The following is a 24981-nucleotide window of genomic DNA, read 5'->3' on the forward strand; positions in this document are numbered from 1 at the left end:
CATGGCTTGGAAGCGTGCGATGAGGGAGGCAAGCCATGAACGAGGTGTTCGAGGAGATGCGCATCGGAAGCCTACGGGCGAAGAACCGGCTGGTGCGGGCGGCCACCTATGAGCGGCTGGCGACTGAGGACGGGCATCTCACGCCGGAGCTTGCCGGCATCTACGACGAGCTGGCCGCAAGCGGAGTGGGCACGATCATCGTGAGCTACGCCTCCGTCACGCGCGACGAGCAGCCGAACCCGCGCATGCTCGGCATCTACGACGACTCGTTCGTGCCGGAGTACCGCTCGCTCGTGGCCGCTGCGCACGCTCGCGATGTGCGCATGATCTCGCAGATCGTGTACGGCGGCTCGGCCACGAAGCTCGATCCCCCGAGCGCGCGCATCCTGGGACCCTCGGCGGTGGCGAGCCCGAAGACGGGCGTCGTGCCGGTGGAGGCGACGGCGGAGGACCTGCGCATGCTGGTCGAGGCGTTCGCCGCGGCTGCCCGGCGCGCCCAGGAAGCCGGGTTCGACGGCGTGGAGCTGCACGCGGCGCACGGCTACCTGCTCAGCCAGTTTTTGAGCCCGCACCTCAACCTGCGCACTGACGAGTACGGCGGGGGCATCGAGAACCGCGTGCGCCTCGGGGCGGAGGTGCTCGCGGCCATCCGGCGCGAAGTAGGCGGAGAGTTCCCCATACTTGTGAAGCTGAACAGCTCGGACGGCGTGGAGGGCGGCCTCACCGAGGACGACAGCCTGGCGGCGGCGCGCCTGTTCGCGGAAGCCGGCGCGACGGCCATCGAGGCGAGCGGCGCGTGGCGGAACTGCCGCGTGCGGGACTTCGCCGGCGAGCCGTTCTTCGCCGCCTACGCGCGTCGCCTCGTGCGCGAGGCAGGCGTGCCGGCGATCCTGACCGGCGGCAACCGCAGCGTCGCGGCCATGGAGCGCCTCGCGCGCGAGGACGGTATCGCCGGCTTCGGCTTGTGCCGCCCGCTCATCTGCGAGCCCGACCTGCCGCTCCGCTGGGCGGCCGATCCCGCCTACCAGCCCCGCTGCGTCTCGTGCGGCAGCTGCGACAACACTCACGGCCATCGCTGCATCCTCCCCGGCACCCCGCAGGTGCAAGCATAGGACGTTTCCGGCGGTTCATACGGAAAACGAGCCCTCGAAGTCACAGTTTTGGCCGCTCTGAAGCTTTTTGGACGGTCGTCGGGCGGCCTGCTCGCGTGCCAAGCAAAACACGCGTGCGTTTTCCCAGGTCGCTTATAGGGGAGCGCTCGGATCCGCCCTCCAAAAGCTTCAGAGCGGCAAAAACGTGACTTGATCGGCGGTCATTGTCATCCTTCGGCTCGCTTCGCTCGATCAGGACGACAGGGCTTCGGTCTCCACGATGTCGATGAGCTCCTGCTGGGAGTGGATGCCCATTTTCGCGTAGATGTGGCGCACGTGCGTCTTCACGGTGTTGTGCGACAGGAACAGCTTCTCCTGGATGACGGGGCTCGTGCGCCCGCGCGCGAGCAGGCGCAGCACGTCGCCCTCGCGCGGCGTGAGCGCGAAGCGGGCGATGGCGGCTTCGCAGGCGTCGTCGAGGGTGGGTGACGGCTCGTCTTCGCCAACCGCCGCGGCTCCCGCTGCGGCGATGTGCGCCGGCTTCACCCCCTGGATGGTCTCCTCGAAGCTGAAGCCGCGCATCACCACGAAGTTGAACAGCATGAACAAAAACGTCACCAGCGCCGACGCCCACAGAAGCGGCGCGAGCTCGTGTGCGCCCAGGCCGCCGATGCCCTGCGCCACGAGCGCGCCGCATCCGATGCCCAGCCAGTTCGCCGCGAACGCGAACGCCGAGGTGGAGAGCGCGCCCACGGGGTTGCGCGCGCCCACGGCCGCGATGAGGTAGTACGTGAGCACGCTGAAACTGTCCGAGCCCGCGTACAGAAGCGCGCTCGAGGCGTGGCGGTCGGCGGCCGCGCCGCCTGCCAGAGCGAGCGGCGCGAGCAGGAACCCCGCGAATACGAGCAGCGCGGACGCCTGATACAGCGCGTCGGCCGACAGGCGCGCCCGCGCGGCCACCACCACGAAGAACACCACGACCACCGGCGCGAACGAGACGAGCGTCGCCGTCTGCGAGAGCGCCTCGCCCTGGCTGGCGAACGCGAAGCCGCAGGCGGCGTTGAACAGGAAGATGGACACGTACACAAGGCTCGAGAACGGCAGGAACGACGAGGGGTTCGTCGCGTCGAGCACCGTGGGCGACTCGCTTGCGCGGATGGTTTCTATTATGCCGTGCACGTGCGGGCGGATGAGCAGGTAGGCGGGTGCCGTGCAGATGAAGTACAGCACGAGCGCGGCCGCGAGCGGCAGCACGCCTCCGAGCGCGGTCAGCCCGAACTGCACCGCGTACTTCGCCACGAACGCCGTGGGGATGATCACCATGCTGCGCTTGGGCCCGCGCTTGATGAGCGCAAGGCCCGCAAGCACCGAGAACCATACGGCGCCGATGCCGCCGAAGGGGCTGCCGAGCGCCACGAGCACGGGGCTTCCCGCGGCCAGGCCGACGTAGAGGAGGGCGAGCCCGCCCGCGAACAGCGCAAGGCAGGCGACCGACCAGGCGCCTTCGCGCATGGCCGCAGGACGTCGGTACGCCAGCACGGCCACCAGCACCGAGAACGCCGCGCCGCAGTAGGTGGAGATCTCGCGCCCGGCGGGGAAGAGGGCGGCAAGGCTGGGGAACAGGTAGGCGTTGAGGATGAACGCCGAGATCAGCAGCAAGGCGAGCGACGCGCAGGCGGCGACGTCGGCCGCGCCGAACCGCCAGCCCGACGGGTTGTCGTCGCGGGTCGCGCCCGGTGCGTCGTCGCGCATGTCCTCCTCCTTCCGCTGCGATCAAGTGTACTCGAAGTCCTGCGCCGGCGCATCGCCCGTCGGCGAAATTCTCTCCGGCGGGCCTCACCCCCAGAAGGCGAGATAGGGGATGGGCCGGCGCGAATCGCCTGTTCGAGCATGCAAAAAGAACTTCGCGTCCTCGGGGTGAAGCCAAGCGCGTCCGCACGGCGTAGCGTGGGGCCCGTCAAACGCGGCGGCCGAAGGGGCCGTCGGATGCGATTGGAGGGATCATGCTGAACGACACGACGAAGAGCACCGGGATGTCGCGAAGGGGCTTCTTGGGATTGGGCGCGCTTGCGGCTGCCGGATCCGTCATGGGCCTGGCAGGCTGCTCGCCGCAGGGGCAGGGCTCCGCGAAGGCGTCCGCGGAGGAGGCCGCCCAAGCCTCCGACGGCGCGCCTGCGTGGCTCGGCGCCGAGCCGGCGGTGGCCGAGGGCGACATCGTGCGCACCGAGGACACGAAGCTCCTCATCATCGGCGCGGGCACGGCGGGCATGTGCGCGGCCGGTACGGCGAGCGACCTGGGACTCGACTTCATCCTGGCCGAGAAGAACGACTCGGTGCAGGAGACGCGCGAGTACCTGGGCATCGTGAACTCGAAGCCCGCGCTCGCCCAGGGCGGCGAGGCCGACCCGCTGAAACTGCTCAACGAGCTGACGCGCTACGCTTCCGGCAAGTGCCGCCAGGACGTCGTCAAGGTGTGGATCGACGAGAGCGCCGAGCTGCTGGACTGGATCGACGCCAAGATGCAGGCCGCCGGCAAGCAGCTGGTGGTGGACATGCCCCCGGCGCACGCCACCGGCGGCACCGACTACTACCTGCCGGTGCTCCAGCACGTGTGGCTCACGCCCTATGCGCCGCCGATGCGCAACGACGTGCTGCGCACCGCCATCGAGGAGGCGGGCAACCAGATCCGCTTCAAGCACACGCTGGTGAAGCTCGTGTGCGACGGCGGCAAAGTATCCGGCGCCGTCTTCGACACCGACGAAGGCCTCGTGCAGGTCAACGCCGAGAGCACGCTGCTCGCCACCGGCGGCTACCCGGCCAATCCCGTCATGATGAGCGCGTTGCAGCCCGCCGCGCTCGGGTGCAGCACCTCGTCGAGCTACGCCATCAACGACGACGGCTTGGGCCTGCGCGCGGGACTCTGGGCGGGCGGCGTGAAGGACCCTGACCCGTCGCCGATGATCTTCGACCGCGGTGCCGTGGCCCCCGGCGTGGATGCCGGCTACGTGGGCGAAGGAGAGAAGGCGGCGCTTCCGGGCACCATCTTCCAGGAGAACATCGGCAGCCAGCCGTTCATGAAGGTGAACCGCAACGGCGTGCGCTTCTGCAACGAGTCGACGCCCTACGACTTCGTGTGCTTCCAAGCGGGCCAGCAGCCGGGCGGCGTGTGGTGCCAGGTGTTCGACGCGAACGCGCCTGAGGACATCCTGCGCTTCTCCACCATCGGCTGCTCGGCGTTCGCCAACCAGATGATGGCCGCAGGGATGCCTATCGAGGAGTTCTGCAAGGTGGCGCTCGAGCAGGGCGTCATGCAGAAGGCCGACACGCTGGACGAGCTGGCGGGCAAGTTGGGCTTCGAGGGCGAGGCCAAGAAGAGCTTCCTCGCGCAGGCCGAGCGCTACAACGCGCAGTTCGACGCGCAGAAGGACGACGATTTCGGCAAGGAGGCCTACCGCCTGAGCGCCTTGCGCACGCCGCCGTTCTACGGCTGCTGGTTCGGCGGGTCGCTGCTCACCACGCTCGACGGCCTGCGCATCGACAAGGACTGCCACGTGCTCGGCGCCGACGACCAGGTGATCGAGGGCCTGTTCGCGGCTGGCGACGTGTCCGGCAGCTTCTTCAGCGGCAACTACCCCGAGTATCTCGTGGGCTGCGCTTCGGGCCGCTCGTCCGTGCAAGGCCGCCACGTCGCGCGCCTCGTGGCCGGCGACCTGTAAAACGGGAATCCCTCCAGCATGCGGGAAGGCGGCCTCTCGGTCGCCTTCCCTTCGCGCATCGGCCGCTCAAAGTCGCTCTCGCTACCTTCTGCCGCGGCCTGCCCTATGATGCGCGGTGCCGTCTATTCCCGCCCCGCCGCGCCCCAGTGCGCGGCGGGGTTGCCTCGCTAATCTAGCCCTCGATGGCGATGGTCTTCTTCTCTTCCAGCTTGGGCTGCTCCTGCTTCTTCGGCACGGCGATCTTCAGCACGCCGTCCTCGAACTTCGCCTTGATGTCGTCTTCCTCGATGTCCTCGCCCACGTAGAACGTGCGGCTGCACTTGCCGCTGAAGCGCTCCTTGCGCACATAGGTGCCCTTCTCGTCCTTGTCCTCGGTCTCGGACTGCGTCTGCGCGTCGATGGTGAGGTAGCCGTCCTTGAGCTCGGCGTTCACGTCCTCCTTCTTGAAGCCCGGCAGATCGATGGTCAGCTCGAAGCCGGCGTCCGTCTCCTTGATGTCCGTGCGCATGAGCGTGGGCGCCATCTTCTGCATGCCCTGGATGGGGGCGGTGGCGGCGTCCAAGAACGCGTCGAACGGGTCGGACATGAGCTCGCTCAGCAGGTTGCGGCTCCTCCGCATGGGTACCATCATTGCCATTCTGATCATCTCCGTTTCGTCGTGGGGAGCAGGTTTGTGAGAGAAAACCTGCGTCCCTCTCTATCCGATTTCCTGTGTACGCTCATGTTATACTTCCGTATATTAGCACTGTCAAGTTGAGAGTGCTAAAAGTTACGGTTCTGTCAACTTTGTCGGCTTGCCGATCGCCGACGCCTTCAAAGCGAATGCTACAGGGGGAAGCAACTTCCGCCCCTGGCGTTCGCGACCAGGGCGAGAAGCGAAACGCCGCCGAAAGCCGTTCGTCAAACGGCCGAACGAGCGGCGACTCGACGGGCAACTTCATCGCGTGGGTAAACGAGTGCTTGAGGTAGGAAACGATGCTCTATACTGGTGCGTTGACGTAGAAAGGACGCACCATGACCGTCATCGGCCTCATATCCGACACGCACGGGCGCCTGTCCGACGAGGCGCTGGCCGCCATGGCCGACGTCGACCACATCATCCACGCGGGCGACATCGGCGGGCCCGACATCCTGCACGCGCTGGAGGCGCTCGCGCCCACCACGGCGGTGCTCGGCAACAACGACTTCGACGAGTACGGCTCGAAGGTGGGGCGGTTCGCGCATCCGGTCATCGACGGCGTGCGTTTCCTGGTGGCGCACTACCCGCGCGACGTGCGCATCGGCTTCAACGGCTGCGCGGGCCTGGCGGCGGGCGATCCCATCCCGCAGGTGTGCGTGCACGGCCACACCCACGTGCCCGAGCTGCTGTGCGGCAAGGATGCGCGGCCGGCCGACTACTTCCTGTGTCCCGGCGCGGTGTTTCGCCCGCGTGGCGATTTCCCGCGTTGCGTGGGGAAGATGGAGGTGGCCGACGGACGGGTGCTCGGCGTGCGTATCGAGACGATGAGCGGGAAAGTGCTGATGAGCGCAGGAGCGGGGGCGTAGGGCGCATGGCGGACAAGCTTTCCTCGCTTCTGCGGGACAAGAACGTGCAGCGCGCTCTGGGCGATGCGGTGAAGGCCTCCGGCAACGGGCCCACGGGCAAGGTGCTGGGACTTCTGCTGGCGCTCGTGCTGGCGGGGGTGGTGTGGGTCGGCTCGCAGCTGCCCGCACTGACCCCGCCCGCCGAGGACGGGTCGCCGGCAGCTTCTGCGGACGGCGGCGGTGCGGGCGCTGCCGTGTCCGATGCCGCGCGCCAGGCAGCCGAGCGCGATGCGGCCCGGGGGTCGTCCACGCAGCGGGGGCATCTGGATCCGGCCACGTTCGACCAGGTGACGGTGCGCCACGTGGTGGACGGCGACACGCTGGCGGTGGAGATGCCCGACGGCAGCCACGAGTCGGTGCGCTTCGTGGGTCTGGACACGCCCGAGAGCGTCGCTCCCGAGGAAGAGCGCAACTGCGAGGAGGGCGTGCAGGCGTCCGACCACATGAAGAGCCTGGTGGGGAAGGGTGACACGCTGTGGCTCCAGTACGACACCAGTGTTACCGACAAGTACGGCCGCCCGCTCGCTTACGTGTGGAACCAGCTTCCCGCCAGTGCCCAGGAGGCCGACGACCCCGCGTTCATCGCGCAGCACATGCTGAACGCCATCCAGGTGATCGACGGCTACGGTCAGGCGAGGACCTACCGCCCCGACACCTACCACGACGGCCTGTTCGCCCAATGGGGCGCCGAAGCCCTCGCCGACGCCCGCGGCGTCACCCACAAGTGGGCGTGACACGCGTTCTAGCTAGCCTCTGACCTGGGGTGCTGGGAACTCGCTTGATTTCCGCTTGAAATGCGCTTGAATCCCGCTTGATTCGCGATGGAAGCACGTGGTGTTTCCGCTGGATCCATGCAAGAATCGAGCGCATTTTCGCTGGTCGCACGCCATGTATGCGCTAGATAGGCTCGTTACACTGGAAGGATGTCGACAATCCTTTCATGTAGGGAGTTGTTTTGAAGTGCGACGAATCTTTGGTGCCGATGCACGGGAGCGTTACCAGCTTCTCGGTTTCACCTGCGGTGAACACGAAGAGCTTTCACGACGCGTTCGAATCCATGCCCGCTCCTCGAAAAGTTTGTCAGAGCATCTACGAGCAGACCGGCCGTATCTTGAGCGCGACGAACAACGCCGAGTGCGAGCATATGGCCGCGGTGAACGCCCGGACCGGCGAGCTCGTGGCCGACAACTTGGGACGCCCGCCGGTCCGAGGAAAAACAGGGTTCAACGCTGGTGAGCTGGAAAGGGCTCTCGCCTGCCCTGACGGCGTGATCCTCGTTCACAACCATCCGGCCAGCAAGCCGCCCTCCTACCGCGATGTTCATACGGCGGCCTCCTACTCTTGCATAGTCGCTTCGGTAATCGTCGGCCACGACGCCAGCGTGTGGTGGGTTGCCGTGAGGGACGTCGGCATTGCCAGCAAGTTGGAGAGTCATTACAATGATTTCAAAGACGTGATGGGCGATTACGCTGAAGTGAAAGCACTGCGAATGGTGCTCAATGATCCAAAAGCCAAAAAATCATTCGATTGGAGGTGCATGCGCTAATGGAAGAGAAGCTCTACATGGTCATGGACGACACGAACAACATCTACGACTTCGACGAGATTCCCGATGTCCCGCCTGAACTTGAGGCGAGGGCCTACCGAAACGCCGAAAAGGCCTACCAGGAGGCGAAGCGCAAGCGCCTTGCTGAGGAAGCTGCGGAAGCGCGCAAAGTCGCTCTCGGCTAAAACTGTTTCAGCACACCTGCGCGAGCTCGCCGGTGATGGAGTCCATCACGTAGCCGCTCACGCGCACGCGCGGTGGCATGACGGGGTGGTTGCGTACCATGTCGACGCTCTTGCGCACGGCCTCCTCGGTGTCGCCGAAGCCCGCGAGCCATTTGTCGAAGTCGATGCCGCAGTGCCGCGCGAACTCGATGCGCTCGGCGCTCACGCCCAGGCGCTCCATGTTCGCCACCATCTCCTTGCCGCTCATGTGCTGCGCGCCGCAATTCGTGTGCGCCACGATCATGACGTCCTCCACGCCCAGCTCGCACACGGCTATCAGCAGCGAGCGCATCACGCTGCCGAAGGGGTGCGCCACCTCGGCGCCCGCCACTTTGATGATCTTCGCGTCGCCGTTCTTCAGGCCGAGCGCCGCCGCCAGAAGCTCGGTGAGGCGCGTGTCCATGCATGACACGATGGCCAGCTTTTTGTCGGGGTACTTGTCGGTGGCGTAGCGCTCGTACTCGCCGCGCTCGACGAACGCGCGGTTGTGCGCGAGGATGCCTTCAACGGTAGGGGAGGTTATGTTCATGGATGCCTTCTTTCGTGTGGGTCCCCATGATAGCGCAACAGCGCGTGCGCGAACGAATGTTTCACGTGAAACACCGATGCGGCCAGCGCCGCGCACGCAAAACGGCCGCCCGGGCGGGGCGGCCGTTTCAGCAAGCAACGGGGACGAGCGGCTTAGAACGCGGTGAAGGAGGCCTTCGGGCAGAAGCAGATGGGGCACTTCTCGAAATCCTCGCCCTTGTGGATGTAGCCGCAGATGGGGCACAGGTAGAACGTGTCGTCGTCGGCGGCGTCCAGGTCGTTGTAGGCGGCCAGGTAGCGCTCGGCATGCACGGACTCGGCCAGCTTGGCGCGGGTGAACACCTGCACGGCCTTGGCGTTGCCCTCCTCCTGGGCCTTCGCGATGAACGCCGGGTACATGTCGGAGGTCTCGAAGATCTCGCCCTGAGCGCCGGAGATGAGGTTCAGGTCGGTCTGAGCGCCCTCGGCCTCAGGGGCGGCCGGCTTCTCGAAACCGGGCTCCATCTCGGCGACGAGCGCGTACTCGAGGCCGATGTGGATCTGCTCGGCGGCGCTGGTGGCCTCGAACAGGCGGGCGATCTGGTCGTAGCCCTGCTCCTTGGCGGCCTTAGCGAAGGCGGCGTACTTGGCGGAGGCGCCGGTCTCGCCGGAGATGGCGGCCTTCAGGTTCTCAAGCGTGGTGCCGACCTCGCAGGTGCCGAAGCCGTTCATGTTCGTGCAGTTGTCAGCGGTGGGGATAGCGTCGCGAAGCTTCATCTGTGCATACTCCTTCTCGTCTTACGTTGCCTTGTGTGCCCTTGTTTCTCTTATTGAGAATCAATCTCAATAAGTAGAATACCCCCTCGCGCAATGCCGCGCAAGGGGGTAATTGATGGCTTGCGCCCGATTCGCACAATGTCCACAAAGCAGCTCGAGTTCGCTGTGAAATCACTCGCTCCTCAGCGCTTCCACGGGGTCTTCGCGGGCGGCGGCGCTCGAGGGGATGAGGCCGGCGAGGAACGTGAGCAGCACGCTGATGCCCACCAGCACAAGGGCCGCCTGCCAGGGCAGCGACGCCACGTTCGCCACGTCGAACAGCGAGTAGACGATGGCGTTTGCCGGGATGCACGCGAGCGCGGTCACGCCGATGCCGATGATGCCGGCCGTGAAGCCCACGATGATGGTCTCGGCGTTGAACACACGGCTGATGTCGCCCTTGCTCGCGCCGATGGAGCGCAGGATGCCGATCTCCTTCTTGCGCTCGAGCACGCTGATGTAGGTGATGACGCCGATCATGATGGACGACACCACGAGCGAGATGGCCACGAACGCCACCAGCACGTAGCTGATCATGTTCACGATGTCGGTGACCGAGGACATGAGCGTGCCCACGAAGTCGGTGTAGGTGATCACCTTGTCGTCCTGGCCGTCGGCGGTCATGCGGTCGTTGTAGGCGTCGAGTATGCCGATGACCTGCTCTTTGCTCTCGAAGTCGATGGGGTAGATGTCGATGCCGCCCGGCTTGGCGGGGTCGGCGTACCCGAGTTTCTTCAGGTTGTTATCGTAGCTTGCCTCCTCGGTGCTCATGAGCGACATCATGAGCTCGCCGAGCTCCTCCTCGGTCATGCTCATCTGGAAGGCGTCCTTGAACTTGTCCTCGTCGATGCTCATGGCGCTGGACATGTTGGCGGCTATCTGGCTCATCGACTGCTGCATGGCGGCAGACACCTGCGCCTCCACGGCGGCCGACATCTGCTGCATATACGCGCCCATAACGTTTTGCAGGTACGAGCTCATGGCCGTGGAGATCGACGCTTGCAGCTGGCCTTGCAGCGCCTGCGCCATGGCGGGCACAGCGGCCTGCATCTTCGCGGAGATCTGCTGCTCAAGCTGGGCCTGGAGCGCCTCGGTGGCTGCGGTCATGTCGATGGAGCCGGTGATGGCGTCGGCGATTTTCTTCTGAACCTCGTCAAGAGCGAGATAGGCTTCTGCACCCTTCTGAATATTGGTGGGGTCGGAAGGATCGAAACCCTCCCATTGGGTGTACCAGGGCCAGAAGCCCGCCATGAGTTCGTTCATGACCGCTTTGACCTTCTCGGAGTTCATGCTGGGTTGCACGTCGCCCATGTCCAGCTTGATGTCGCTGAAATCGAGGTACTGGCCCATGTCGATGCTGCCCGGATCGATGGAGATGCCCGAGCTGTCGAACGCCGGCAGCGATCCCATGTCCAGCGACAGCCCCGACAGATCGAGCGACATGCCGGAAAGTCCGCTGGTCAGCGCGCTCTCGTCGATGGTGAACGCGGCCTGGATGGCATCGCCGTCGATGGTGAACAGCGACTCCATGCCGAAGCCGTCCTCGCCGTCCTGCTCCTCCTCGTCGAAGGACTTGCCGGTGAACACGTTCACGTCCGGGTGCGCCAGCTGGTCCTTCACGATGGCGCTGCTCGCGGCCTGGTCGATCACGTGCGCGGTCAGCGAGGCCGGGTAGTTCAGCCCCGTGCTCAGCATGGTTGCGCTGGCGTCCTCGCGCGGCTGCACCACGCCCACCACGCGCACGTCCTCGCCGCCGGCCACCAGCTTGCGCATGTAGTCGGCGTCGTCGGTCTTGTCCTTCCACACGTTGAACTCGTCGTCGCGCTGGTAGTAGTCGGCGGCGTTCACCAGCTTGAACGACACGTCCAGGATATCCTCGTAGGAGGGGTCCTCCAAGTCGGAAGGCGCGGTCACCTCCTCTTCGGCGGCGAACTTCTTCACCATGTCGTCCAGCTCGGCGGGGTCGCGCAACCCGAGCGTGTACAGCATGAAGTCGCTGATGCCGCCGTTGCCGGTGAGCACGAGCACCACCTCGGTGGGGCTCTCGGGCCAGCGGCCGGCCTTCACGTCGTACTGGTTCTGGTAGAGGCCGGGGTCGCTCGGCATCTCGTAGAACGTGTCGGTGCTCATGGACATGGACATGAGGCTGTTCGAGCTGGCGGACGAGCCCAGGCCCAGCGCCGAGAACGACTTGTCCGGGTTCACCTGGCGCAGGTTCTCGGTGTTGGAGCTGAATATTTGCGGCGCCACGCTGTAGGTGTACTCGATGGCGTTCGTGTACTGCTCGATGCCGCTTTGGCCGCTGTCCAGGTACTCTTTGAGCGACGCCAGGTCGTTGCTGCCGATGCTCGACACCATGTTGGACACCATTTCCACCACGTGCGCGGAGCCCTCGCCCTTGTCCTCGCCGCTCGCGGCCTTGGCACCTTCGCCAGCCGCGCCGAACATCATGGACGTCATGTCGAAGCCGGTGCTCTGGATTTGCAGCGGGTACTCGGAGAGCGTTTCTTCCTCCACGGACTTGATGTAGTTGTTCACGCCGTTGGCCAGCGCCAGGATGGCTGCGATGCCGATGATGCCGATGGAACCCGCGAACGCCGTCATGAGCGTGCGGCCCTTCTTCGTCATGAGGTTCTTGAACGACAGCGCGAGTGCCGTGAGAAACGACATCTTCGTGCGCTGCACCGGCTTCTCGCTGAGGCGCATGTCCTCGGCCGTGGGCTCGTAGGGGTCGGTGTCGCTGCGGATAATGCCGTCGGAGAGGTTCACGATGCGGGTGGCGTATTGTTCGGCCAGCTCCGGGTTGTGCGTGACCATGATGACCAGGCGGTCGTTGGCAATCTCGGTGAGCAGGTCCATGATCTGCACGGACGTCTTGGAATCGAGGGCGCCGGTGGGCTCGTCGGCCAGCAGTATCTCGGGGTCGTTGATGAGGGCGCGCGCGATGGCCACGCGCTGCATCTGCCCGCCGGAGAGCTGGCTCGGCTTCTTGTTCACGTGCTCGCCCAGGCCCACGCGCTCGAGCGCGTTGACGGCGCGCTCGTGGCGCTCGGCGCGCGACACGCCCGACAGCGTGAGAGCTAGCTCCACGTTGGCGAGCACCGTCTGATGGGGGATGAGGTTGTAGCTTTGGAACACGAAGCCGATGCGGTTGTTGCGGTAGGCGTCCCAGTCCTTGTCGCGGTACTGCTCGGTCGAGATGCCGTCGATGATGAGGTTGCCCGAATCGTAGTGGTCGAGGCCGCCCACGATGTTCAGGAGCGTGGTCTTGCCCGAGCCGGAGGGGCCGAGGATGGCCACGAACTCGTTGTCGCGAAACGACACCGACACGTTGTCGAGCGCCACTTGCGTGAAGTCGGCGGTGGTGTAGGACTTGCAGATATTCAGCAGCTGGAGCATGGTGCGCCTTTCAGCGCGCTTCGGGCGCGCAGGTGTTGCGTAAAGGTTGGTGTTTCGTCAATCATGGTTGATTCTCGCCCTTTCACCGCCTGAAAAGGCCGAATCTCCACCGAGTTTACCGAACGGTTACCTAACGAAGCCGATCCCCGTTTTGTCCCATTTGGGGACAGTCCCCAAATGGGACATCCCCAAATGGGATATCTGCCTGTCCGCACTTTCGTCATCGCAGGGCGCCGGCCGACGCGGGATGCAGCGCCGCCCTGCGCATCGGTCGCCCGCTTCCCGCAGCCGGGGTGCTATCATGGTTCGTTGCGTGCGGCAGACGGGCAAAGGAGGGCTGCGTGGACAGAACGGACGAGCGGTACGGGCAGTACGTCGCCATCCTGGAGGAGGAGCTCATCGCGGCCATGGGGTGCACCGAGCCCATCGCCATCGCGCTGGCAGCGGCGCGGGCGCGCGAGCTTCTGGGTACCGAGCCCGCGCGCGTGAGCGTGGCGGCCAGCGGCAGCATCATCAAGAACGCGAAGAGCGTGGTCGTGCCGCATACGGGCGGCCTCAAGGGCATCGAAGCCGCAGCGGCGGCCGGCATCGTGGCGGGGCGTCCCGAGCGCAAGCTGGAGGTCATCGCCGAGGTGGGACCGGATGAGGTGCGCGCCATCGCCGGCTACCTGGCGCGGGCGTCCATCGAGGTGGCGCGCACGGACGACGCGGTGGACTTCGACGTAGTCGTGCGCGTGGCCGGCGCCTCCGGGCAACACGAGGCGCTCGTGCGCATCGCCGACTACCACACCAACATCGTACGCGAGGAGCGCGACGGCGAGGTGCTGCTCGACGCGCCGCTGGCCTCCGAGGCGGGCACGGCGGAAGGGCTCACGGATCGCAGTGTGCTCACGATGGCCGGCATCTGGGACTTCGCCACCACCGTGGACTTGGACGACGTGCGCGGGCTGCTCGAGCGGCAGATCGCCTGCAACGACGCCATCGCGCGCGAGGGCCTGGCCGGCGACTGGGGCGCGAACATCGGCAGCGTCATGCTGGGCGCCTACGGCGACGACATCAAAGTGCGCGCGTGCGCATGCGCCGCGGCAGCGTCCGACGCGCGCATGAGCGGCTGCGAGCTGCCGGTGGTCATCAACTCGGGCAGCGGCAACCAGGGCATCACCGTGTCGGTGCCGCTCATCGAGTACGCGCGCCACCTGGGGTCGACCGAGGAGCAGCTGCTGCGCGCGCTCGCGCTGTCCAACCTCGTGGCCATCCACCAGAAGACGGGCATCGGGCGGCTCTCCGCGTTCTGCGGCGCGGTGTGCGCGGGCGCGGCGGCGGGCGCCGGCATCGCGTACCTGGACGGCGGCGGCTACAAGGAGGCATGCCACGCCGTGGTGAACGCGCTCTCCATCGTGGCCGGCATGGTGTGCGACGGCGCGAAGCCCTCGTGCGCCGGCAAGATCGCGTTCTCGGTGAACGCCGGCATCCTCGGCTATGTGATGTACCGCGATGGCCAGCAGTTCTACGGCGGCGACGGCATCGTGAAGAAGGGCGTGGAGAACACCATCGACTCCATCGCCCGTCTCGGCCGCGACGGCATGCGCGCCACCAACGACGAGATCATCAGGATCATGCTGGGCTCGTAGGGAGATGTCATCCTGAGCGGAGCGCGTCAGCGCGGAGTCGAAGGATCCCATGCGGCGACAGCATTAGCGCTTCCCGGTCGCGGCAAGAATTTGCGGCTGTGGCACGCGCGGCGCGTTCGCGAAATTCGCGACCTGGGGAAACGTCGGCGGTTGGTCGCCCGCACCGCCCGAATTCCGCCTGATCCGTGCCACAGCCGCAAATTCCTGCCGCTATGCCGGAGCGCTTTCCCGCTTCAGCCCCGCTATGCCAGCCGTGACGCTTCCGGCTGGCGCCGCATGGGATCCTTCGACTCCGCTCCCTTTGGTCGCTCCGCTCAGGATGACGAGGGGGGGGGGAGCCCGCTCGCTTACTCCTCGCCTCGGCGGTGGCTCATGATGATCTCGCGCGACTCCTCCAGGGCGCTCAGCAGGGGGCGCAACCGCTCTTCGTTCTCGTGCTTGTAAATATAGTAGATGATGAAGTTCGCGTCCTCATCGGCGATGGGGATGCTCACCGTCTGGTTCACGTCCTCGAGGAACTTCAGCTGGCGCAGATCCTTCTGCAGGATAAGGACGCCGCCTTCGGGCGCGGTGGTGGCGTAGCTCGTCACGGCCCTTCCCAGGATGGGGCGCTTCTTCGGATCGAAGCCGTGTGCGTGGCACACCTGCTCGATGCGCCGCCATCCCGAGATGGAGTACTCGTCGAAGAACTGGATGAGCGTCTCGTCGGCGAGATCCTCCATATGCAGCTCACTTCGCTCGGCGAGGGGATGGTTGCGGTCGACGACGGCCACGAACTGCGTCTGCACGAGGGGTTGGAACACGAGCCCCCGCTCGGCGAGCGCATGCTCCTCAAGGTAGGCGAACACGACGTCTATCTCGTCCGACTCCAACAGGTCGAACAGCGGCTGGTTCTCGTGGTGCTCGAACACGATGGGCACGTGGCGCTGATCGTTGAGCAGCACCGTGGACAACGAGATGATGCTGGAAACCGTGTTGTCGTAGAGGATGCCGTCCACGCGGATGGGCTTCTCGCGCACGACGGTGGCGATGGCGGCCTGCGCGCGGTCGTAGGCGTCGACCATCTCGAGCGCGCAGCCGAACAGGATGCGGCCGGCCTCGCTCAGCTGCACGGTGCGCCGGTCGCGGATGAGCAGCTCGGCGTCGAACTCGCGTTCGAGCGCGGCGATGTGCTTGCTCAGCGCCGGCTGCGTCATGTGCAGCTCCTCGGCTGCCTGCGTGAAGTTCAGGCAGCGCGCCAGCGTGATGAATTCGCGGTAGGTGTCTATGTTCATCTGCGTTCCCCCTGCCCATGCGAGCGTTTCCCCGCCCGTATGGTACCACGCCGCATCGCGTCGCCGAAACACTGGGAGCCAGGCAGGGGAAACGGAATAACGATATGCCTTATTCGCATCACCGGTCGCACGATCTCCCCAGACGTTATTTCCTCACACCTCGCACGCCCGGTATGCTCGATTCACGGACAAGGACAACCGGAGAGAAGGAGGGCATATGGGGAAGCTCACCATGACGCGGCGCTCGTTCACCGAGCTGGCGGCGGTCGTCGGCACGGCGGCGGCGCTCGGCGTCGGGGCGAATCCCGCGCAGGCGCTCGCCGAAAGCGCGCAGCAGCAGGAGGGCGGCGGCCAGGGCATCAAGAAGATCCGCTCGTGCTGCCGCGGCTGCGGCAAGGTGGAATGCGGCGTGTGGGTGTACGTGCAGGACGGCAAGGTCATCCGCACTGAAGGCGACGAGTCGTGCTTCAACACCATGGGCAACCATTGTAGCAAAGGGCAGGCGTCCATCCAGGCGGCCTACCACCCCGACCGCATCAAGCATCCCATGAAGCGCACGAACCCCAAGGGCGACGAGAACCCCGGCTGGGTGCGCATCAGCTGGGACGAGGCGTACCAGACCATCGCCGACAACATCATGCAGATCCGCGAGAAGTACGGCGCGCAGAGCCTGTTCACCTGGTGCGGCACGGGCCGCCAGTGGTGCATGCAGTCCGACGCCGGCATGGCGCTCGAGCTGTTCGGCACACCCAACATCGTGGCCGCCTACCAGGTGTGCAAGGGGCCGCGCCACTTCTCGTCGCGTCTGGACAACGTGCAGGCGTGGTCGTGGAGCGAGGTGATCAACCACTCGACGAAGTACGTGCAGTGGGCCACCGACCCGTCCATCTCGAACTACGACGACTCGTCGCGCCTGGTCACCGATGTGGCTCGTCAGGCCGACGCGTTCATCGTGGTCGACCCGCGCATGTCGAACCTCGGCCGCACGGCGAAATACTGGCTGAACCTGCGCCCCGGCACCGACAACGCCATGGCGCTCGGGTGGTGCCACATTATCCTCGAGCACGACCTGGTGGACTGGCAGTTCGTGAAGCGCTGGTCGAACGCGCCGTTCGTCGTGGTGCCCGATATGGAGCCCACCGGCTACACCGAGGCCGTGCAGAACACCAAGGGCCCCTACGCCTACCGCACGCGCCTGCTCACCGAGGCCGACATCGACCCGTCCATGGTGGACTGGGAGGTGGAAGGCGAGGGCAATCCGAAGCGCTACCTCGTGTTCGACCAGCTGAACAACCGTTGGACGTACTGGCAGGCCGATCCGGAGGACGCGCACTGGGAGGGCGAGACGTGGAAGAAGCAGACCTCCGGCTTCACCCAGGACGTATCGCGGCTGCATGACGACGAGTCGAAGGTGGCGGGCTGGATCGCCGACCTGTCCGAGTTCGACCCGCTCATCGATCCGGCGCTCTACGGCGAGTTCGACGTGAAGCTCAAGGACGGCAGCACGCATAAGGGACGCCCCGCGTGGGATCTGTGGGCCGAGTACCTGCAAGAGTTCACGCCCGCGCGCGTGTCCGAGATCACGGGCGTGGACGCCCAGCTCATCGAGGACGCGGTGGTGGAGTGGGCCACGCGCGACGACCCGCGCATCCCCAACGGCGGCATCAACTACGGCCTGGGCGTGGAGCACGCGGGCAACTCGACGCAGAACTGCCGCGCCATCATGGCGGCCTGCGCGATGGTGGGCGCCATCGACACGCCGGGCGGCCAGCGCGGCGCCACGAGCGGCTGGACCGAGCAGTCCGGTCCGTGCTCCATGCTGCCGTCGATGGGCGCGTTCGCGTTCATGCCCTCGCCCGACCTCTCGCTCAAGATGGCGGGCAACGAGAAGATGCCGCTTCTGTACTGGTACGGCGTGTGGTGCGACGCCAACGCCGCTATGGAGTGCGCGCACAAGGAGCCCGACGCGCCCTACGAGATCCACGGCGGCATGATCGGCTCCGGCGACCACATGAACATGGGCAACGCGAAGTACAACTGGGAAGCGCTCAACATGCTCGACTTCCTGTTCGAGGCGAACCTCTGGCATTCGCCCACGTCAGGCGCGGCCGACATCCTGCTGCCCGTGTGCCACTGGACCGAGATCAACGCCTACCGCATCGCCCAGGGCGCATCCGGCGGCTTCGGCCTGTGCGTGAAGGCGGTCGACCCGCCGGGGGAGTGCAAGAGCGATCCTCTGTACTTCATGGAGCTGTCCAAGTATTTCGGCGTGCCGGCCTTCGACGGCGACGATCCGTGGCTCGAGAACGTGCCCGGCGTCGACCTCGAGGTGGAGAACCTCACGGTGCAGTGCTGCAAGCAGGGCTGCGCGCCTTACAAGGACTGGAACGAGCTCGAGGCCGCGTTCCAGGAGCACGGTTGGTGGAACATGAAGCGCGAGATCCCCGAGGACTGGGGAACGTACCGCCGCTACGAGGTGGGCCAGGCGTACCGCCCGGCGCCGCATCAGCAGCCGGCGCAGCTCAACATCAACAAGCCCGGCTTCCCCACGCCCACGATGAAGCAGGAGTTCTGGTGCACGTCCATCGAGTCGTTCTTCCCCGAGGGGACGGACGGCCCGGAGCTGGCACCCGGCTTCACGAGCGAGGCGCTGCCGTACTACGCCGAGCCCAAGCACGGCCCGGTGGCTGACGCGGAGACGTACAAGGAGTACCCCATCACGTGCATCACCGGGCGGCGCATTCCCGTGTACTTCCACAGCGAGCACCGGCAGCTGCCGTGGTGCCGCGAGCTCTGGCCCGTGCCGCGCATGGAGATCAATCCGGAAACGGCCGCCGAGCTGGGCATCGAGCAGGGCGACTGGGTGTGGATCGAGAGCCCGTGGGGCAAGGTGCGCCAGACGGCCGATTTGTACTACGGCATCAAGCCGGGCATGATCAACGCCGAGCACCAGTGGTGGTACCCGGAGCTCGCGCAGGCCGACAAGGGCTACGAGCTGTCGTGCATCAACTGCATCACCGACCGCAAGACGCAGGACAAGTACAACGGCTCGTCGAATGTGCGCACGTACCCGGTGCGCGTGTACAAGGCCACGCCGGAGAACTCGCCGTTCGGCAACCCCATCCCGTGCGGCAACGACGGCACCGAGATCATCCACGACTCGACGGATCCGCGCCTGAAGCTGTGGGAAATCGGCGCGGCCGGTATCCATCCGGACAACTTCTAAGGGAGGAGGGGACTTATGACTCAATATGCGATCGTCACCGATCTGGATCGGTGCGTGGGCTGCCTGGCGTGCTCGGTGGCATGCAAGGTAGTCAACGGCGTGCCGACCGGGAGCTTTTGGAACAAGACGCTGCGCATCGGCCCGAACCCCAAAGAGGGCGGGAGCGGCCAGTGGCCCGACGTGGAGCTGTACTTCCTGAACGTGCAGTGCCAGCACTGCGCCGATCCCGAGTGCGTGAAGGTGTGCCCGACGGGCGCCTCGCACAAGCTTGAGGACGGCACCGTGCAGATCGACAAGAGCAAGTGCATCGGCTGTCAGTTCTGCGCGATGGCCTGCCCGTACGGGGTGCGCTACCTGAACGAAGAGGAGCGCGTGGTGGAGAAGTGCACGCTGTGCGAGCAGAAGATCTCGCAGGGCGAGCTGCCCCAGTGCGTGTCGCAGTGCTGCGGCATGGCGCGCTGGTTCGGCGATGCGGACGGCGACATCCGCGATTTCGCGGGGCCGCGCGGCGAGACCATCGGCAGCTTCCTGGAGGAGTTCTCGGACGAGGCGGTGCATCATCTGCCCGACGTGGGGAACAAGCCGACGTTCCGCTACATCCTGCGCGACATGAAGTGGCAAGGAGGCGATGAATAATGGAACTGCAGTGGCCTTTGATTGTTTTCACCACGCTGGTGGCGTGGAGCGCGGGACTCTTTGCGAGCCAGAGCTTGATGGCGCTGGTTGGCGCGGGTAAGAAGTCGCAGATGACGGCGTGGGTGGCGTCGGCCGTGCTGCTGGCCGTCGGCGGCGTGGCGGTGTTCTTCCACCTGGAGCACTGGGAGAGGATCTTCAACGGGTTCGGGCACCTGACGAGCGGCATTACCCAGGAGCTGATAGCCATCGTGGTGCTGGCCGTGGTCGCGGTGGTGTACCTGGTCATGATGCGGAAGTCCGACGACGGCGCGAGCGTGCCCAAGTGGCTGGCCGGCGTGTCGATCGCGGTGTGCGTGGTGCTGGTCGCCGTGATGGCGCACTCGTACACGATGGCGGCTAGGCCGGCGTGGGACAGCGTGCTCTGGATCCTCTATGTGATCGGCAACGCCTGCGTGCTGGGGCCCGCGACGATGGCCGTCATCATGTCGCTCAAGGGCGACGACGTGGTGCCCGTCGCGCTCCCGGCCCTGATCGGCACCGCGATCGCGGCCGTCACAGCCGTGGCGTTCGCCGCCTTCCTCCAAGCGTCCGGCGGCTCCTTCGCCGAAGTCGGCTTCTACTTCGACCCGACGCATCCCACCAAGGCCATGGCCGACGCCGCCGCGACGGTGGCGGGCCAGGCGCCCCTCCTCTGGGGCGGTGCCGTGGTCGTCGGCGCGATCGTCCCCCTGGTCGCCGCCTTCATGGGCAAGCGCTCGGGCAACTGGAAGCTCTGGGGCTCCGTCGCGGTGGTCGCCGCCCTGATCGGCGCGGTCTGCCTCCGCGTCGCCTTCTACAACCTCGGCCTCTCGGTCTTCATGTTCTACTAGGGATTTCGCTGAATGGCATAAAAGGGGACTGTCCCCTTTTATGCCAAAATCCCTCGATGTCCCAAATGGGGACTGTCCCCATTTGGGACATCCGGAGCCCCCTGCGGGCGCGGTTCGTCTCCCCCAACCCCCTTGCAGACGACGAGCCGCCCCCGCAGGGGGCTCCGGGCGCGTCTTCGGGGCCTCTTGCGAAAAAAAATGCGCGCAATGGACGGATTGATGCTGCTGAGGTGGCATTTCGACCTGGGGTTTCCCTTGCGCGCCCTCGCGGGGACATCCTTAAAGCGGCATCTCGCCCTGCGGAATCGTCCATTGCGCGCAAAAATTCAGCCGGGAGCCCCGTTTTCCCGCTTCGGTCCCGCTACGCTTCGCGGCGGTCCTTGCGGTTCCGCATCAGATCCTTCGCCTCGTCGACGGCCTCGAAGAACTCGCGCAGGCGCTCCTCGTTCTCCGGGCGGTACACGGCGTAGGCGACCAGCTTCGCGTCGTCGTCCACCAGCGGGATGCAGGCGCGCTGGCCCGTCTCCATCAGAAGGCCGATCTGCCTCTGCGTCTTCTTCCACACGAGCACGCTGCCGCGCAAAGGCGTGCTGAAGAACTCCACGTCGTTGAGCGACGATACGGGGCGCGTCTTCGGGGCGAAGCCGTGCCGCGCGCAGATGGCCTCGATCTGCTCCCAGGCCGGGTTCGTCTTGTCGCTCACGAACTGCACGAGCGTCTCGTTGCGCAGGTCGTCCCATGCAATGGACGTCTGCGCGGCGAACCCGTGGTACGTGCCCACGATGGCCACGAGCCGGATGTCCAGAAACGGCCGCGACGCCAGGTGGCGCTCGGCTATCCTCTCTGGCAGGGTGTAGCCTACGAACAGGTCGATCTCCCCGCTTTCCAGCAGGTCGAAAGGGTCGTCGCTGGCGCGTTCGAACACGGTCGTCACGTGATGGCGCTCGCGGGCGATCATCGTGGCGAGCGAGGCGAGGGAGGCGACGTCGGAATCCTCCATATGCCCGGCGATGCGCACGGGGCTCTTCGCCTTGAGGGCGTCGATGACCTGCTGCGCGTTGTCGTAGGCGTTGACGATGATGCCGGCGCTCTCGAACAGCGTGCGGCCGGCCTCGGTGAGCTGCACGCCCTTGCGGCTGCGGTCGAGCAGGTCGGCGCCGAACTCTCGCTCAAGCGACAGCACGTGCTTGCTCAGCGCGGGCTGCGTGATGTTGAGGCTGCGCGCGGCCTCGGTGAAGTTGAGGCATTGCGCCAGCTCGATGAACTCCCTGCATTGGTCGATGTTCATGGGAATCCCCACCCCCTGCGTGCATTCTACCACCCCTTGCGCGTCCAGCGCTTGCGGACAGCTCAGCGATGCCCGAACGGCATAGGCCGATAACGCCCGGGAATGGTAAGGGGTTCGATTGGAATTGTCGAGGCCGATCATGTGCCTGATCGTTATTTCCGCATGCAGGGGGCGCGGCCTATGCTGGAAGGCGAGGAGGGGCGGGCCGACGCGTTTTCGCGCTGACGGCGCCTCCTGCGCGCGCCGCCTTCGGGCTGCGCGCGGGAACATGCGGATCGAAGAGGAGGAGAGCATGGGAAGGTTCTCAGTATCCCGCAGGACGTTTCTGAAGCTGGGAGCGGCAACGGCCGCTGCAGCGACGATCGCGTCCCCGGCTGCGGCGCTCGCCGAGACCGACGCGCCGGCATCGGGCGAGTCGGCGGTCAAGCGCGTGCGCACCGGCTGTCGCGGATGCGGCAAGATGGAGTGCGGCGTCATCGCCGTGGTGCAGGATGGCAAGGTCATCCGCATGGAGGGCGACCCGACGGCGTTCCAGTCGATGGGCAACTGCTGCACGAAATCGCAGTCGGCCATCCAGGCGGCGTACCACCCCGACCGCCTGCATTACCCGATGAAGCGCACGAACGACAAGGAATCGGACGACCCTGGCTGGGTGCGCATCAGCTGGGATGAAGCGATGACCACCATCGTGTCGAAGTTCGACGAGTTGCAGGCGCGCTACGGCGGCGAGAGCCTGTTCGGCATGTGCGGCACGTCGCGCGTGTGGTGCATGTTCGGCGCGTCGAACGGCATGTATCTGTGGGACTCGCCCAACATCGTGCAGGCGTGGCAGATCTGCAAGGGCCCGCGCCACATGGCCACGCTCATGGTGTCGAGCTTCGCCGACAGCTGGATGGAGACCGTGGCGCACCCCGACGTGTACGTGGCCTGGGGCGGCGCGTCGGAGATGTCCAACTACGACGATAGCTGCCGCACCACCGTGGACGTGGCCACGCGTGCGAACACGCACATCTGCGTGGACCCGCGCGAGACGAACATGGGCAAGGAGGCCGACTTCCAGCTGCACCTGCGCCCCGGCACCGACGGAGCCATGGCGCTGGCCTGGTCGAACGTGGTCATCGAGAACGAGCTGTACGACGATTTGTTCACGAAGAAGTGGACGAACGCCCCCTTCCTCGTGTGCGAGGACATGGAGCCCACCGGTTGGACGGAGCCGTCGCCCATCGTCATGACGCCCTTCGAGCTGAAGACGCGTCTGCTGAAGGAGTCCGACCTGGTGGAGGGCGGCAGCCCGAAGCGCTTCATGGTGTGGGACCAGCTGGCGGGCAAGCTCACGTACTTCGACGCCGAGACGGGCTTCTGGGAAGGCGAACAGTGGACGAAGCCCACGGCCGGCCGTGAGGCGCAGCAGGAGAACCTGGCCCCGGGCCTGCACCAAGGGTTCGTCATCGATCCCACGCCGTTCGACCCCGAGATCGATCCGGCGCTGTTCGGCGAGTTCGAGGTCACGCTCAAGGACGGCTCCGTGCACAAGGTGGAGCCGGTGTTCCAGAAGTACGCCGAGCGCTGCGCCGAGTACGACCCCGACACCGCGGCCGAGATCACCGGCGTCCCCGCCGACCAGATCCGCGCGGCGGCGCTCGCGTACGGCACGCGCCTGCATCCCGAGAAGGGCTACGGCAACGGCGGCATCCAGTACATGCTGGCCACCGAGCACGCCAACACCGCCATCCAGAACGTGCGCGCGCTCGACTACCTCACGGCCATCACGGGCAACTACGACACGCCCGCCGGCCAGCGCGCCTCCACGCGCGCGCCCATCGAGGGCGGTCAGATGGGCTTCGCCAACAACGGATCCGGCATGCCCATGCTCTCGCCCGGGCAGATGGAGAAGATCCTCGGCCGCGAGGACATCCCGCTTCTGTACTGGTGGGGCATGTGGGCCGACGCGACCGCCACGTGGAACGCCGTGCTCACGGGCGAGCCGTACCCGGTGGTGGGCGCGTTCAACTCGTCGGGCAACTTCATGAACCAGTGCAACACCACCACAACGTGGGAAGCGCTCAAGAAGCTGGACTTCTACGTGGAGGCCAACCTCTGGCACACGCCCGGCGGCGGCCTGTGCGACATCGTGCTGCCGGCGGCCCACTTCCTGGAGCTGTCGAGCCCGCGCTCGTCGCAGGGCGCGTCCGGCGCGATGGGCGCCACGGTGAAGTGCATCGACCCGCCCGGCGAGGCCAAGTTCGACGGCGAGATCATCCGCATGCTGTACGAGTACAAGGGCCTGCCGTACAACGTGATCCCCGGCTACCCCGAGTACCCCAGCGTGGAGGAGATGCTGGACATGTCGGTGGCGGGCTTCGAGCCGAAGGGCTGGAAGGTGTTCGAAGAGCGCTTCCAGGAGCACGGCTGGTGGGACTGCAAGGAAACCGAGCCGGAGCTGTGGGGCACGTACCGCCGCTACGAGACCGGCGGCATGCGCACGCGCAACGCGGGCGGGTTCGTGGGCTCGCAGGGCGACAAGCTGCCCGGCTTCTACACGCCCACGAAGAAGATCGAGATATGGTCGACGGTGATGGAGTCGTACCATCCCGACGGGCAGTGGAACCTGCCCACCTACGTGGAGCCGCCACACAGCCCGGTGAGCGATCCGGAGATGTACAAGGAGTACCCGCTCATCATCACGACGGGGCGGCGCATCCCGGTGTACTTCCACAGCGAGCATCGACAGCTGCCGTGGTGCCGCGAGCAGTGGCCGGTGCCGCGCGTGGAGATCAACCCTGAGGACGCGGCCGAGTACGGCATCGAGCAGGGCGATTGGGTGTGGATCGAGACGCCGTGGGGCAAGATCCGCGAGGTGGCCGACCTGTACTACGGCATCCGCCCCGGCACCATCAACTGCGAGCATCAGTGGTGGTTCCCCGAGTTCAAGCAGTCGGGGTCGGGCCACGAGCTGTGCGCCGTGAATCACCTCATCGACAACTGGGCGCGCGACCCGCATTGCGGCGCGTCGAACCTGCGCGCCTACCTGGGCAAGATATACAAGGCGACGCCGGAGAACTCGCCGTTCGGCAACCCGGTGCCGTGCGACCACAACGGCGTGGAGATCATCCACACGCCCGACGACCCGCGCCTCAAGGAATGGTTGCCGACGTACGAGGGGAGGGAGTAGAT

The 24981-nt window shown here is 66.0% G+C and carries 18 protein-coding genes; 11 read left to right on the plus strand and 7 right to left on the minus strand.

The features are described 5' to 3' along the window. Window positions 1-35: 35 nt before the first annotated feature. The gene (locus FX134_RS11500) at window positions 36-1112 is read left to right on the plus strand and encodes an NADH:flavin oxidoreductase (RefSeq protein WP_080801992.1); all 1077 of its coding nucleotides are present in this window, start codon (window positions 36-38) and stop codon (window positions 1110-1112) included. Between the two features lie 231 nt (window positions 1113-1343). Here the strand turns inward: FX134_RS11500 and FX134_RS11505 are convergent, their stop codons facing one another. Further along, the gene (locus tag FX134_RS11505; protein ID WP_080801996.1) at window positions 1344-2843 is read right to left on the minus strand and encodes a response regulator transcription factor; all 1500 of its coding nucleotides are present in this window, start codon (window positions 2841-2843) and stop codon (window positions 1344-1346) included. A gap of 251 nt (window positions 2844-3094) precedes the next feature. On the opposite strand from FX134_RS11505, the gene FX134_RS11510 reads away from it, so the two are divergent. After that, the gene (locus FX134_RS11510) at window positions 3095-4807 is read left to right on the plus strand and encodes an FAD-binding protein (RefSeq protein WP_080801999.1); all 1713 of its coding nucleotides are present in this window, start codon (window positions 3095-3097) and stop codon (window positions 4805-4807) included. 172 nt (window positions 4808-4979) lie between these two features. Here FX134_RS11510 and FX134_RS11515 read toward each other — a convergent pair whose 3' ends face one another. Beyond that, complete coding sequence (locus tag FX134_RS11515) at window positions 4980-5444, minus strand: Hsp20/alpha crystallin family protein (RefSeq protein WP_080802003.1); 465 nt, start codon at window positions 5442-5444, stop codon at window positions 4980-4982. Window positions 5445-5821: 377 nt separating this feature from the next. Here FX134_RS11515 and FX134_RS11520 point away from each other — a divergent pair, with 377 nt between their 5' ends. The 4 genes from FX134_RS11520 (at window position 5822) to FX134_RS11535 (ending at window position 8122) form a co-directional block, all read left to right on the plus strand. Beyond that, window positions 5822-6352, plus strand: a complete 531-nt coding sequence (locus FX134_RS11520) for a metallophosphoesterase family protein (RefSeq protein WP_080802006.1) — start codon at window positions 5822-5824, stop codon at window positions 6350-6352. 5 nt (window positions 6353-6357) lie between these two features. Further along, a complete protein-coding gene (locus FX134_RS11525; RefSeq protein ID WP_080802008.1) occupies window positions 6358-7125 on the plus strand; it encodes a thermonuclease family protein in 768 nt (255 codons plus the stop codon). 221 nt (window positions 7126-7346) lie between these two features. Then, complete coding sequence (locus FX134_RS11530; RefSeq protein WP_080802011.1) at window positions 7347-7937, plus strand: hypothetical protein; 591 nt, start codon at window positions 7347-7349, stop codon at window positions 7935-7937. Continuing rightward, complete coding sequence (locus FX134_RS11535) at window positions 7937-8122, plus strand: hypothetical protein (RefSeq protein WP_080802014.1); 186 nt, start codon at window positions 7937-7939, stop codon at window positions 8120-8122. Before FX134_RS11530 ends, FX134_RS11535 begins: the two co-directional genes overlap by 1 nt. Window positions 8123-8129: 7 nt before the next feature. Here FX134_RS11535 and FX134_RS11540 read toward each other — a convergent pair whose 3' ends face one another. The 3 genes from FX134_RS11540 to FX134_RS11550 all read right to left on the minus strand — a co-directional run bounded on the left by FX134_RS11540 (window position 8130) and on the right by FX134_RS11550 (window position 12883). After that, window positions 8130-8690 carry a beta-class carbonic anhydrase gene (locus tag FX134_RS11540; RefSeq protein WP_080802016.1) on the minus strand — a complete coding sequence of 187 codons (561 nt, stop codon included), beginning with the start codon at window positions 8688-8690 and terminating at the stop codon, window positions 8130-8132. A gap of 152 nt (window positions 8691-8842) precedes the next feature. Then, complete coding sequence (gene ngr, locus FX134_RS11545) at window positions 8843-9445, minus strand: nigerythrin (protein ID WP_080802019.1); 603 nt, start codon at window positions 9443-9445, stop codon at window positions 8843-8845. Between the two features lie 171 nt (window positions 9446-9616). After that, window positions 9617-12883 (minus strand): ATP-binding cassette domain-containing protein, encoded by a 3267-nt coding sequence (locus FX134_RS11550; protein ID WP_080802022.1) that lies wholly within the window; start codon window positions 12881-12883, stop codon window positions 9617-9619. Between the two features lie 341 nt (window positions 12884-13224). On the opposite strand from FX134_RS11550, the gene FX134_RS11555 reads away from it, so the two are divergent. Then, complete coding sequence (locus FX134_RS11555; RefSeq protein WP_080802025.1) at window positions 13225-14514, plus strand: L-cysteine desulfidase family protein; 1290 nt, start codon at window positions 13225-13227, stop codon at window positions 14512-14514. Window positions 14515-14861: 347 nt separating this feature from the next. Here FX134_RS11555 and FX134_RS11560 read toward each other — a convergent pair whose 3' ends face one another. Then, window positions 14862-15788, minus strand: coding sequence for a LysR family transcriptional regulator (locus tag FX134_RS11560; protein ID WP_080802028.1), 927 nt, complete (start codon window positions 15786-15788; stop codon window positions 14862-14864). A gap of 217 nt (window positions 15789-16005) precedes the next feature. Here FX134_RS11560 and FX134_RS11565 point away from each other — a divergent pair, with 217 nt between their 5' ends. From FX134_RS11565 to FX134_RS11575, 3 genes are read left to right on the plus strand one after another with little or no spacing between them, the layout of a single operon-like run. After that, window positions 16006-19014, plus strand: a complete 3009-nt coding sequence (locus FX134_RS11565; RefSeq protein ID WP_080802031.1) for a molybdopterin-containing oxidoreductase family protein — start codon at window positions 16006-16008, stop codon at window positions 19012-19014. A 15-nt stretch (window positions 19015-19029) separates the two neighbouring features. Beyond that, entirely contained in the window at window positions 19030-19650 is a 621-nt protein-coding gene (locus FX134_RS11570; RefSeq protein ID WP_080802034.1) for a 4Fe-4S dicluster domain-containing protein, read from the plus strand. Then, on the plus strand, window positions 19650-20519 hold the full coding sequence (locus FX134_RS11575; protein WP_080802037.1) for a dimethyl sulfoxide reductase anchor subunit family protein: 870 nt from the start codon (window positions 19650-19652) through the stop codon (window positions 20517-20519). Before FX134_RS11570 ends, FX134_RS11575 begins: the two co-directional genes overlap by 1 nt. Window positions 20520-20880: 361 nt before the next feature. Here the strand turns inward: FX134_RS11575 and FX134_RS11580 are convergent, their stop codons facing one another. After that, on the minus strand, window positions 20881-21807 hold the full coding sequence (locus FX134_RS11580; RefSeq protein ID WP_080802040.1) for a LysR family transcriptional regulator: 927 nt from the start codon (window positions 21805-21807) through the stop codon (window positions 20881-20883). 292 nt (window positions 21808-22099) lie between these two features. Between FX134_RS11580 and FX134_RS11585 the strand changes: the two genes are divergently transcribed. Then, on the plus strand, window positions 22100-24979 hold the full coding sequence (locus tag FX134_RS11585) for a molybdopterin-containing oxidoreductase family protein (RefSeq protein ID WP_080802042.1): 2880 nt from the start codon (window positions 22100-22102) through the stop codon (window positions 24977-24979). Window positions 24980-24981: the final 2 nt, after the last annotated feature.

This window comes from Arabiibacter massiliensis (assembly GCF_902386925.1).
GTDB classification, from domain to species: Bacteria; Actinomycetota; Coriobacteriia; order Coriobacteriales; family Eggerthellaceae; genus Arabiibacter; species Arabiibacter massiliensis.